This window comes from uncultured Treponema sp., assembly GCF_945873775.1.
Taxonomy (GTDB): domain Bacteria; phylum Spirochaetota; class Spirochaetia; order Treponematales; family Treponemataceae; genus Treponema_D.
In genome coordinates, this window is record NZ_CAMCEC010000009.1 from 99,042 (window position 1) to 109,974 (window position 10,933).

Here is a 10,933-nt window from a genome sequence, read left to right on the forward strand (position 1 = left end):
AAAAAAGCCTTGCTATAATCAGACCATGCTTGGATTTATTACACTTTTGATTTGCCTTGGAGAGGTTGTTTTTCCTACATTCATGCTCTGCCTTGTTTATCCTTTCAGCAGGAAAGCAGCCCTCTTTTGGTCTGATTACATAACTTGCCGGTGCGCAAGAGTTGTTTTTGCAATTTTAAAATTGTATAGAAAATTTCAGTTTCTTGGCGACAAGGAAAATTTAAAGCTGCTTCCAGAGCAGTTTGTCGTGATTTCCAACCACCAAAGCCTTTTTGACATTGTTGTTTATTTAAAATACTTCGGCGGAAAAAAAGCGCGCTTTGTCGCAAAAGACACTCTTGGTTCTGTTCCTATGGTTGGAAAAATGCTGAAAACTCAGGGACACTGCATGATTCCGCGCCACGGAAGTCCTTCTGTTGCAATGTCTTCTATAGATAGCTTTGCTTCCCGTGTGCTGCAAAAAAAACAAATTCCTGTAATTTTCCCGGAAGGAACAAGAACCCGCGACGGAAATGTAGGGCAGTTTTATGCGGCTGGATTCAGGCGGCTTGTTGAAAGCACAAAGCTTCCTGTTGCTGTTTGCGCTCTTGACGGCGGCTGGCAGATTTCAAGGCTTAATTCTCTTTTTAGGAATCTTCATAAAGGCTCGTACCGCGTAAAAGTTTTAAAAGTTTATCCTTTCCCTGAAACAAAGGAAGAAGAAAAGCTGATTCTTGAAGAATCCCGGGAACTTATAAAAAATCAGCTTGAAGAGTGGAGAAAGCTTCCAGTTGCATCTTCAGTTGTGTAATTTTGAGTTTTTTCAGTGATTTTATGCTGAAAATTTGGATATTTGTAGTTTTATTTTGCTTAGAATTGCTGTTCTGTTCTTGACATACAAATGCTAAATTGTGTATATTTCTAGAACATATAAAGAAATCTGTGGTTGCTTCTGAGGTTCGTCCATTCTGAATCGCCGCTGTTTCTTTCAAATAAAAATAAGCTTTCGATTTTTATGGAAAGCTGCAAATCTACTATGGAGGAAGACGATGGCCGGAGCCAGTAAGAACTCTCGTACAACTGTTGCAACACAGAAATTTATTTGCCCAGATTGCGGCGGTGAAATTGTAATGAAGACTTTTTTTGAGAACGGAAAACTCAAGAATCTTGCAGAATGCCAGAAATGCAAACGCATTGAGCGCAGACCTAAAGATTTTAAATAAAAATCAAAGCCGTAAACGGTATTTTCATAGGAATTTATTCGGAGGTATCCTGTGTCAGTAAAGAAAACATCTGCAGAAAAAAGACACGCACAGAGCGAAGTTCGCAGAATGCGCAACAAGGCAGTTAAGTCTAGAGTACATACAAGCTTGAAGAAATACATGGAAGCTATCCTTAAAAAGGATCAGCCTCTTGCTCAGGAAAAACTCAAGGTTGTTCATTCAGAGCTTGACAATGCATACCGCAAGGGTGTTATAAAGCTCAATGCTTGCGCACGCAAAAAGAGCCGCATGGCTGTTCTTTACAATGTAACTTTTGCAGCTGCAAAATAAACTTTAAAGGATGTTGTTAAAAACAGCATCCTTTTGTTTGTGGTATTGGAATGTCTTCAAAAAAAGTTACAAAAAACGATTTGCTGGAAGCTGTTTATCAAAATACAAAATACGAAAAGCTTGCAGTTCAGACCATCATGGAAAATCTTTTTGATCAAATGAAAGAAGTTCTAAAAGATGGTAACACAATTGAATTGCGTGGCTTTGGAACATTTGAGGCGCGGCTTCGCAAAGGAAGGCAAAATGCCCGCAATCCAAAAACAGGACAGCAGCTTTCTGTTGCTCCTCATTATGTTGTCGCTTTCCGTTCTGGTCAGGAATTAAAAAAGGCTTTATGGGATTTGCCCGTTAGCGAAGTTTCCAATGAGCAGAATTAAAATCTTTTCCATTTTTAAGATTCAAGAGGTGTGCTGATGTCAGGATTTTCCGCTGGAAATTTAACAGTATTCGGACAGGAAACTGAATTTGACGGTGTGCTGGAATTTTCTGACAATCTTGTTATTACTGGCAAATTTCATGGAACAATAAACGCTTCTGGCAATCTTGAAATTGAAAAAACTGCGGTTTGCGATGTTGACAAAATGAGCGCGAATTCAATTGTTGTTTCAGGAAAAATAACAGGAGATATAGAGGCAAAAGACCGTATAGAGCTTTGCGATGGAAGCAAAGTCCATGGAGATTTAAAAGCGGCAAGGCTTCGTATTTCTGACGAAGTGGAATTTGAAGGAAAAATTTCCATGATTGATGAAATTCCTGCTTCTGATATTTTTTCTGTTGCTTCGGAAGAATATAAAAATTCTCTTATTATGCAGTCAAATGAAGCTAGATAATTTCAAAGTCAAAGTTAATTTTTATTGACAAAAATGCAGTAGTAAGATTAAAATAAAACTGTTTTATTAGTAATTTTATTTCTTTTATTTTTCCGAAAAATTATCAAAAATGCCCTTGTTCCGGGTTTTTTATAGAATATGCTGGAGTTTTTTTTCTGGCTTTTTTGAAATTAAAAATCATAAAAATTATTGCAGTTCTTGCATATAAAAACGGCATACCCCGCCTTTTGGGATGCCTATTTTGGAGTAATCTATGGCAATTATAAAACGCCGTAATTCAGATGATGCAGCGGAAACTCAGACAGAAGAAACCGCAATCCAGTTGGAAGGAAATGAAAATCCTGAATCTACAGAATCAGACGAGGCAAAAAATCCTCCTAAAGTAAGACGACGGCGAATTGTAAAAAAATCAGCTGAATCAGAAAAAGAAGAAACTGAAAATACAGAGCAGGCTTCTTCCGAACCGCAGGAAAATGATTCTGTGGCTTGTGAATCTTCTTCTGAGCCTCAGCAAATGCAATCTCACCATGAATCTTCAGAGGCAAATTCTGATTCAGCACATGAAGAGCATTATGTGCCTCGTCAGCGTTATGATAATAATAGAAGGTGGAATAACAACAACCGTTATGGAAACCGCCGCTACAACAATAACCGTTACAACAACACCAACTATGAAAAAAATCTTCAGGCTAGGCTAGAGGCTGTTCAGGCTGCCCAGAAAATTGAAAATCCAGAAGAATACGAGTCAAAACCGCGGCTTTTAATTAATGACCTTACAAAAAAAAGTATGCCGGAACTTAGAGAGCTTGGTGTTCAGTACGGAATTTCTGCTGATGAAATGGCTCCTATGAAAAAACAGGATTTGATTTTTTCAATTTTACGCGCGCATACGGAACATGGCGGAATTATTTTTGCTTCCGGCGCTTTGGAAATTCTTCCTGACGGCTATGGCTTTCTTAGAAGTCCGCAGAACTCTTATCTTCCTGGACCTGATGATATTTATATTTCTCCAAGTCAAATCCGCTTGTTCAACTTAAAAACTGGCGACACGATTTACGGTCAGACAAGAAGTCCAAAGGAAGGCGAAAAATTCTTTGCACTTTTGCGCATTGAAACTGTGAATTTTGAAGATCCTTACGTTGCGCAGACTCGTGTTCCGTTTGAAAACCTTACGCCGCTTTATCCTAATGAAAAACTTCGGCTTGAAACAGTTTCAACAGAACTTAGCACCCGCATTGTAGATCTTTTTGTTCCGATTGGAAAAGGCCAGCGTCTTTTGATTGTTGCTCCTCCAAAGGCAGGAAAAACAACATTGATGCAAAAAATTGCAAATGCTATAACTGTAAATAATCCGGAAGTTTACTTGATTGTGCTTCTTATTGATGAGCGTCCGGAAGAAGTTACAGAAATGGAGCGTTCTATTCATGCGGAAGTTATTTCTTCAACTTTTGATGAGCAGGCGACTCGCCATGTTCAGGTTGCGGAAATGGTTTTGGAAAAAGCAAAGCGTCTTGTTGAGCATAAGCGTGATGTCGTTATTTTCCTTGATTCTATAACTCGTCTTGCGCGCGCATACAACCAGACAGTTCCGACTTCTGGAAAAGTTCTTTCCGGCGGTGTTGATTCAAATGCCCTTCATAAGCCAAAGAGATTTTTTGGCGCGGCTAGAAATGTAGAAGAGGGCGGTTCTCTTACAATAATTTCAACTTCTCTTATTGAAACAGGAAGCCGCATGGATGAAGTTATTTTTGAAGAATTCAAGGGAACGGGCAACAGCGAAATTGATCTTGACAGAAAACTTGCAGAGCGCAGGTTGTTCCCGGCAATCAATATTAAAAAATCCGGCACAAGAAAAGAGGAGCTTTTGCTTTCTGAAGCTGAACTTCAGCGTATGTGGATTCTTCGCAAAGTTCTTAATCCTATGGATGATGCCGATATGCTTGAGCTTATCCGTGATAAAATGCGGAAGACAAAGGACAACGAAGCTTTCCTTGCATCGATGAATCCTGGCGGTTTGTCTGAAGAATAAAAAAAGCACGGTTTTATAAAGATATTTATGTGCATTTTGGCACTTCCTTTATAAAATCCCGTGCAATATAAAATTGGGCTGTTCCAAAAGTTTTTTTCTGTCATTTTCGGGCTTGACCCGAAAATCTAAATATCTGTATTTAGAGACTGTTAACCGAGTTTATTTCAGAAACATCGCAGTATCAAGTACGATAATGACAGTTTTAGCTTGTTGAACAGTCTCTTTTTTTAAATCACTGTTCCATCTGGAATAACCGCGCCTTTTCTGATAACGATGATTCCGTCTGAACTATAGAACAAGCCGTGATCTCCGTCTTCATAAGTTTTTCCATTGATGTTTATGCAGCAGTTGTTTCCAATGTGGGCGTTCTTATCAATGATTGCTTTGTTTATTTTGCAGTTCTTTCCGATTCCAAGATCTGGAATTTTCTTCTTTTTATTTTCTGCTTTGTCTTCTTCGCTTTCGTAGAAGTCAGCACCCATCATTACAACGCCGTTCAAGTCGCAGCCTTCGTTGATTATTGAGCGGATACCTATTACAGATTTTTGCACGCGTGAATATTCAATTACACATCCTTCGCTTGCAAGTGTCGCAGTCATGTTTGCGTTGTTGATTTTGCTTGGCGGAAGATTGCGCATCTGTGTGTAAATAGGCTTGTCTTCTTCGTAAAGGTTGAAGTTTGGAACAGGATTTGTAAGATCCAATGTGGCTTCATAGAATGAGCGGATTGTTCCGATGTCTTCCCAGTAGTCATTGAAAATGTAGCTGTTGACCTGCTTTGACTTTATTGCCATTGGAATAATTTCTTTTCCAAAGTCTGTCTTGTCATTGCTTAAAAGTTCTTCCATTGTTGAAGCGTTGAAAATATAAATTCCCATTGAAGCAAGATATTCAAGGCTTGCAGGAAGATCTCCTCTTGATTTTTCTGGAATTTTCCAAGTGTCAATGTTCATGTCCGCGGCAGGTTTTTCCATGAAAGCTGTAATGCGGTTTGTGTCATCAACCTGCATGATTCCGAATCCAGAAGCATCGCGGCGGTTTACGGCTTTTGCTGCGATTGTAATTTCTGCGCCGCTTTCAATGTGCTTGTTCATAAAATCCTTGAGATTCATCTTGTAAAGCTGGTCGCCGGAAAGAATTATGTAATGTGTTGGACGCTGAACTCTAAAGTGTCCGAAGTTTTTGCGTACTGCATCTGCTGTTCCTTCATACCAGCCTGAATGCTCAAGAGTCTGTTCCGCAGCAAGAATTTCTACAAATCCGTCTGAAAAGCGGTCGAAATTATAGGAATTGTTTATGTGAAGGTGAAGAGACGCAGAGTTGAACTGTGTCAAAAGGTAAATCTTTTTGTAGCCAGAGTTGATGCAGTTTGAAATAGGAATGTCAACAATTCTATATTTTCCGCCGAAAGGAACTGCTGGTTTTGATCTTTCTTTTGTAAGAGGGTAGAGTCTTGTTCCTTTTCCTCCGCCCAAGATGATTGCAAGAACTCTTGGTTCTTCTGTGTTTTTCGATGCCATATTATTAAATTCCTCCGCTTGGTAAAACTTGAGATTTGCACCCAAATTTTTTGAAATATTCTTTCAATATTATAAAACACTTTCTGAATTTTGCAACAAAATATCTTAGTTTTATTATACGAAACTTCCAAAAAAATCATTTTTTTAGCTGTTTTCTGAAAAAATCTAAACAGTTTGCTTTTCTTTCATCCCTAGAAATTCCTTGAAAAGTTTTTCCTGCATTGGCTTGGCGTAGTAGAATCCCTGGGCAATGTCGCAGCCGCTTGTCTTTAGCATTTCGCACTGGTCTTTAGTTTCAACTCCTTCGGCAACCGTTGTTATGTTGAGTTTTTTTGCCATTTCAATTACAGAAGTTATGATAATTCTTTCCTTTTGATTTTTGCTTTCTTCTTGGGACGAAAGAAATTCCTTGTCCAGCTTTATCACGTCAGCCGGCATATTCTTTAAAAGGTTCAGCGAAGAATATCCTGCGCCAAAATCGTCTACGGAAACAGAAAAGCCCGCTTTTTTTATTTCGTTCATAACTTTTATAAGGCGGTTCGGATTGTCTATCATAATCCTTTCTGTGAGCTCGACTTCTATTTTGTTGTCGCCAATGTCGTAGCCGCGGGAAATTTGCTTTAGCTCGCTTATTAAATTCGGGTTGTAAAGATTGTAGCGGCTTAAATTGAATGAAATCGTAAGCGGCTGCATTTTGCTTTCTGGAGTTTTGTTCCATTCTTCAAGGAAAAGGCAGACTTTGTTCAGCACAAATTTGTCGATTTTTTCTATAAAACCATTGTCTTCAAAAAGCGGGATGAATTTTGCAGGCGAAAGAAAACCTTTGCGCGGATTGTTCCATCTTATAAGAGCTTCAGCGCCGATTACAGTTTCATCCTCAAACTTGAACTTTGGCTGGTAAAAGACTTCAAATTCCTTGTTTTCAAAAGCTTCTTCCATAGAAAGCGTAATTTCTCTGTTCCAGTTGTGGGAATCTTTAAGCTCGCTTGTGTATTCAATAACTCTGTGCGTTGCAAAATGATTTTTGTAGAGCTTTTGCGCCAGGTTCGCCTTGTCTATCATGGATTCTATGTCGTCCAGCGGATTTTCTATGCGGTAAATGCTTGCGCTGAATGTAAACTGGTATTTTGGAGGAAGATATTTTTTTACGATATTGTCTACGTTTGTCATATTGTAGACACGCTCTTCTATATCCCAGAAAAATTCCATGTTTTTTATAAGGAAAACAAAATTGTCTGCATAAAATCTGCACACAAATTCGTTTTTTCCGCATTGTGAGGCAAAGTGCTTTCCAAGAAGCTTTAAAATTTCATTTCCGCAGAGAATTCCGTAAGTGTCGTTTATGATTCTAAAGTTGTCTGCATTTAGCGAAAGAATCATATATTCATTTGGAAGCGCGTTTTTAAGAAGTTTTTTTGCATCGAATTCAAACTGGCTGTATGCGGGAAGCCCTGTTATGTTGTCGTGTTCAATCATGTAGCTTTTTTTATGCAGAATCAGCAGAAGAAGAGCTATTACGAAGCAAATCAGCGTAGCAAAAAAAATTAAAATCATTGCGGCAAAACGTGGACTGTACATTTTTATAATCTCGTAAAAAGTTTAAGTAGAATGAATAAAGTATAAACTGCAATTCTTCAAAAAACAAGAAAAATTTTGTTTAAAATGAATGATGTTTTTGACAAGTTGATTTTCCTTAACTTTTTTATTCGGATTCCGATAAACTAATTGAGGTTATGTTATGATTAGAGGCTGGTATATCGGAGCAAGCGGAATGAACGCTCAGCAGAACAGGCTGGACACAATTTCGAACAATCTTGCGAATGTAGACACGACAGGCTTTAAAAAAGAAATTCCTGTAAACAAAGAATTCAGCGAGCTTTTGCTTAGAAGAACTGCGGCAGACGGCGTGTACAAAACTCCGTTCGGTTCTGCGGATGCGGCTCCTGTAATCGGGTCAATCGGGCTTGGCGTTGAAACAAACGAGCTTTACACAGATTTTACTCAAGGCTCTTTTAAATCAACAGATACTAAAACAGACATGGCTTTGGGCGGAGAAGGGTTTTTTGCAGTCCAGACTCCGGCAGGCGAACGTTATACACGCAACGGAAATTTTCACCTTGGAAAAGAAGGAATTCTTTTGACAAAGGAAGGTTATCCTGTTCTTGGAGAAAACGGAGCGATTCATGTTCCTAATGACAAATTTTTTGTGAATCAGGACGGAATGATTTATACAAATGAAGACAACGAACTTGTTGACAGAATAAAAGTTGTACGCTTTGAAAATGAGCGTTTCTTAAAAAAACAAGGCTCTTCGCTTTGGAATTCAAATGAAATTTCAGGAGATGCGTACATTGCGGAAGGAGATGAGCGTCCGCGGCTTTTGCAAGGATATACAGAAGCAAGCAATGTGAATGTTGTAAACGAAATGGTTCAGATGATAGAAGTAAACCGGGCTTACGAGGCGAACCAGAAATCAGTTCAGACAGAAGACAGCATGATGGACACGCTTTGGTCTAAAGTTGTTACTGTAAACCGCTAATAAGAGGGAATAGAAAATGGTAAGAAGTTTATGGAACGCCGCTACAGGAATGAACGGCCAGCAGATGAATATAGACACAATCTCAAACAACCTTTCTAACGTAAATACAACCGGATTCAAACAGCACCGTGCTGAATTTGAAGACCTTCTTTATCAGAATGTAAAGCTTGCAGGAACTCCGGCTACAGAAGATACTGTAACTCCTGTTGGACATCAGATGGGAAGCGGTGTAAAAGTTGGAGCAACTCAGCGCATTATGACACAAGGCTCTTTGCAGGCTACTGGAGTTGATACAGATGTTGCAGTTGTAGGCGACGGATTTTTTAGAGTTCAGCAGTACGATGGAAGCTGGGCATACACAAGAGACGGTTCATTCAAAGTTGATTCAACCGGTCAGCTTGTAACGGCAAACGGACTTCGCGTAATGCCAGAAATAATCATGCCGGAAGGATTTCAGCTTGAAACTCTTTCTATTTCTGACGGCGGAAGGGTAAACGTAAAAGTAAACGGCGAGCTTGAGCCTGTTGAAGTCGGCCAGCTTGAGCTTTACAGATTTCCAAATGCAGTCGGACTTGAAAATACAGGCGACAATCTTTATAAAGTTACAAACGCTTCTGGAGAGCCAATCGCAGGGCGTCCTGGAATTGACGGAATGGGAATTACAAAGCATAAGTTCCTTGAAATGAGCAACGTTTCTGTTGTAAATGAAATGGTTCAGATGATTGTTGCCCAGCGCGCTTATGAGTTCAACTCAAAGGCAATTCAGACTAGCGACAATATGCTTCAGACTGCCGCCGGACTTAAACGCTAAAAATTGAATAGCTAGATAATAGAAAGCCCTTGTCATTTATACAAATTTCATGACAGGGGCTTTTTAAAATTTTCTACTGTTTAGAAACAATCAGTCTGAAATAATAATTTTCGTTACTTTTTAGAAAATTTTTCAATATCTTTTAGACAAGCTTCTTCCCATTCAGTGCCTTTATAAGCCTTGCTGACTTGCTGTAATCCTGAAACAATAAGCTGATTATAGTTCTTTCCCCATTTTTCAGTAAGATTGTTTTGGTCGAATATCTGGGTTGTTTTTCCATTTTGAGCGTTGTACATAATTTCTCGGCCAGTGTACATTCCAAAGCAATAAAGTCCAGGTTCTTCTGGAATCTTGATTACAAAATACTGCATATCTTCGGTGAAATTTTGATCCCAAACAGCTGGTACAGGCTGTCATAAGTGTATGCCTGCTTTGTTGTGTGGTTTCCGCTTGCGCTGCCAAGACAGTCGTTCTCGTAGCCTGCCACCTTGCCCGCTGTGTAGTATCCGTTGGCGTTTATTAGGACTGCGAGCATGAATGGCCTGCCGCCGGCTTCCTGGGCGCAGAAGACAAGTCCGAACCCCGCCTCGGCCTTTCCGCTTTCCTTGCAGAGTCGCGCTTCAATAGGCTCAAAGCTGCCGCTCTCGTTTGTGCCCTGGGCTGTCCAGAGCGTGAATCCTCTTTCTCCAAGGTATTTTTTGTCGTTCGTCTCGAATGTGAAAATCCTGCTCTGCGCGTCCGCCGTGAAAAGCGTGCTTTCTTCCTTCACGCTTGTCTGCTCCATGGTTTCAGGGGCGGATGCCTCCTCAAGCGGCGCAAGTCCGCAGGATGCGAGCAGGGCGAAAGCCGGAATGCAGGCCAGCAGTTTTACAGTTATCATGTTCCTCTCCTTATAGCTAGTACTTTATAATCTGGTTTAAAGAGACCGTGTATTCTATCGTGGCGAGGAAGCTGCCCCCTTTTGCCAGCGATGTCCTTTCCGGAAATATCTTGAAATAGAACCTTCTTGTCCTGTAGCCCGGGTTCTTTATGGAGTACGCATTTAGATGCTTTACAGGCTGGCTTTCAAGTCCCGGAAGCTGTATCCTCAGGTTTGTCTCTGCTCCCGCGGCGGAATTCTCAAGGTTGCGCTGTCCTATCACGATGTCCGCCTGGCGCATTGGAGGAATGACCGCATAGAACCAGTCCTCGTCGATTATTTCTGCGCCGCCTGTTATGAATCCTACGCACGGCAGGCTGCATATCCTGTCGTATTCAAGGAATGTTGCGGTCTCCTCCGTGTTGTTCGGCTCGCACCCGTCGCTCCTGCATCCGGACGACCATCCGAAGGCTGCCTCCTTTCCCTCGAACAGCTTCCGCCCCCTTGTCTTGTCCAGCCTGTAGATGTACTTTCCGCCTTCCGCGAGGTCTGTGTCCGTGTAGCTTGTTTCCTTTCCCTCGTATATGCAGGAGAAGTACAGCTGCTCCTGGTCCGGGCTTCTCATCAGGCGGAATGTGTCCGCCGCGCAGTCTTCATTCCAGGAAAGATATACTGTGCGCTCAAGGCTTAGGGAGTCCGCGTCCGGCGTGTCGCAGAACGGGTCTTCCGCGCTCCTGAGGAGCAGGGCGTCGAATTCATTTATCGGGCTCGTGAGCCCGTGAAAATATGAAGCGAAGCGGAATATTTTCACAA

Annotated in this window: 13 protein-coding genes; 8 read left to right on the forward strand and 5 right to left on the reverse strand. The window is 40.8% G+C overall.

From position 1 onward, the window contains the following. Positions 1 to 25: 25 nt before the first annotated feature. The 6 genes from Q0N70_RS06470 (at position 26) to rho (ending at position 4,391) form a co-directional block, all read left to right on the forward strand. Positions 26 to 790 carry a lysophospholipid acyltransferase family protein gene (locus Q0N70_RS06470; protein WP_294015100.1) on the forward strand — a complete coding sequence of 255 codons (765 nt, stop codon included), beginning with the start codon at positions 26 to 28 and terminating at the stop codon, positions 788 to 790. Between the two features lie 238 nt (positions 791 to 1,028). After that, a complete protein-coding gene (locus Q0N70_RS06475) occupies positions 1,029 to 1,202 on the forward strand; it encodes a hypothetical protein (protein ID WP_013701598.1) in 174 nt (57 codons plus the stop codon). Between the two features lie 51 nt (positions 1,203 to 1,253). Then, a complete protein-coding gene (gene rpsT / locus Q0N70_RS06480) occupies positions 1,254 to 1,532 on the forward strand; it encodes a 30S ribosomal protein S20 (protein WP_294015103.1) in 279 nt (92 codons plus the stop codon). Positions 1,533 to 1,582: 50 nt separating this feature from the next. Further along, entirely contained in the window at positions 1,583 to 1,909 is a 327-nt protein-coding gene (locus tag Q0N70_RS06485) for an HU family DNA-binding protein (protein ID WP_013701596.1), read from the forward strand. Positions 1,910 to 1,945: 36 nt separating this feature from the next. Then, the gene (locus Q0N70_RS06490; protein ID WP_294015106.1) at positions 1,946 to 2,362 is read left to right on the forward strand and encodes a polymer-forming cytoskeletal protein; all 417 of its coding nucleotides are present in this window, start codon (positions 1,946 to 1,948) and stop codon (positions 2,360 to 2,362) included. Positions 2,363 to 2,615: 253 nt separating this feature from the next. Continuing rightward, the gene (gene rho / locus Q0N70_RS06495; RefSeq protein ID WP_294015109.1) at positions 2,616 to 4,391 is read left to right on the forward strand and encodes a transcription termination factor Rho; all 1,776 of its coding nucleotides are present in this window, start codon (positions 2,616 to 2,618) and stop codon (positions 4,389 to 4,391) included. A 227-nt stretch (positions 4,392 to 4,618) separates the two neighbouring features. Here rho and Q0N70_RS06500 read toward each other — a convergent pair whose 3' ends face one another. Continuing rightward, positions 4,619 to 5,911, reverse strand: a complete 1,293-nt coding sequence (locus tag Q0N70_RS06500) for a glucose-1-phosphate adenylyltransferase (protein WP_294015111.1) — start codon at positions 5,909 to 5,911, stop codon at positions 4,619 to 4,621. Positions 5,912 to 6,076: 165 nt separating this feature from the next. Continuing rightward, positions 6,077 to 7,489: a bifunctional diguanylate cyclase/phosphodiesterase gene (locus Q0N70_RS06505; protein WP_294015112.1), complete on the reverse strand. Its 1,413-nt coding sequence runs from the start codon at positions 7,487 to 7,489 to the stop codon at positions 6,077 to 6,079. A gap of 160 nt (positions 7,490 to 7,649) precedes the next feature. On the opposite strand from Q0N70_RS06505, the gene flgF reads away from it, so the two are divergent. Together flgF and flgG are read left to right on the forward strand one after the other, a co-directional pair. After that, positions 7,650 to 8,450: a flagellar basal-body rod protein FlgF gene (flgF, locus tag Q0N70_RS06510; protein ID WP_294015114.1), complete on the forward strand. Its 801-nt coding sequence runs from the start codon at positions 7,650 to 7,652 to the stop codon at positions 8,448 to 8,450. Positions 8,451 to 8,466: 16 nt separating this feature from the next. After that, positions 8,467 to 9,261: a flagellar basal-body rod protein FlgG gene (gene flgG, locus Q0N70_RS06515; RefSeq protein ID WP_273353661.1), complete on the forward strand. Its 795-nt coding sequence runs from the start codon at positions 8,467 to 8,469 to the stop codon at positions 9,259 to 9,261. Positions 9,262 to 9,374: 113 nt separating this feature from the next. Here the strand turns inward: flgG and Q0N70_RS06520 are convergent, their stop codons facing one another. The 3 genes from Q0N70_RS06520 to Q0N70_RS06530 form a co-directional block, all read right to left on the reverse strand. Next, on the reverse strand, positions 9,375 to 9,632 hold the full coding sequence (locus Q0N70_RS06520; protein WP_294015116.1) for a hypothetical protein: 258 nt from the start codon (positions 9,630 to 9,632) through the stop codon (positions 9,375 to 9,377). Beyond that, the gene (locus tag Q0N70_RS06525; protein WP_294015118.1) at positions 9,617 to 10,141 is read right to left on the reverse strand and encodes a hypothetical protein; all 525 of its coding nucleotides are present in this window, start codon (positions 10,139 to 10,141) and stop codon (positions 9,617 to 9,619) included. The genes Q0N70_RS06520 and Q0N70_RS06525 overlap by 16 nt, the downstream gene beginning before the upstream one ends. Before the next feature lie 16 nt (positions 10,142 to 10,157). Beyond that, positions 10,158 to 10,933, reverse strand: a 776-nt coding sequence (locus Q0N70_RS06530; protein WP_294015120.1) for a hypothetical protein, incomplete at its 5' end; no start/stop codon positions are given.

Coding starts and splice junctions, on each gene's coding strand:
- Q0N70_RS06470 (WP_294015100.1), top strand. CDS start 26: ATGCTTGGATTTATTACACTTTTGATTTGCCTTGGAGAGGTTGTTTTT.
- Q0N70_RS06475 (WP_013701598.1), top strand. CDS start 1,029: ATGGCCGGAGCCAGTAAGAACTCTCGTACAACTGTTGCAACACAGAAA.
- Q0N70_RS06485 (WP_013701596.1), top strand. CDS start 1,583: ATGTCTTCAAAAAAAGTTACAAAAAACGATTTGCTGGAAGCTGTTTAT.
- Q0N70_RS06490 (WP_294015106.1), top strand. CDS start 1,946: ATGTCAGGATTTTCCGCTGGAAATTTAACAGTATTCGGACAGGAAACT.
- rho (WP_294015109.1), top strand. CDS start 2,616: ATGGCAATTATAAAACGCCGTAATTCAGATGATGCAGCGGAAACTCAG.
- Q0N70_RS06500 (WP_294015111.1), bottom strand. CDS start 5,911: ATGGCATCGAAAAACACAGAAGAACCAAGAGTTCTTGCAATCATCTTG.
- Q0N70_RS06505 (WP_294015112.1), bottom strand. CDS start 7,489: ATGTACAGTCCACGTTTTGCCGCAATGATTTTAATTTTTTTTGCTACG.
- flgF (WP_294015114.1), top strand. CDS start 7,650: ATGATTAGAGGCTGGTATATCGGAGCAAGCGGAATGAACGCTCAGCAG.
- flgG (WP_273353661.1), top strand. CDS start 8,467: ATGGTAAGAAGTTTATGGAACGCCGCTACAGGAATGAACGGCCAGCAG.
- Q0N70_RS06520 (WP_294015116.1), bottom strand. CDS start 9,632: ATGCAGTATTTTGTAATCAAGATTCCAGAAGAACCTGGACTTTATTGC.
- Q0N70_RS06525 (WP_294015118.1), bottom strand. CDS start 10,141: ATGATAACTGTAAAACTGCTGGCCTGCATTCCGGCTTTCGCCCTGCTC.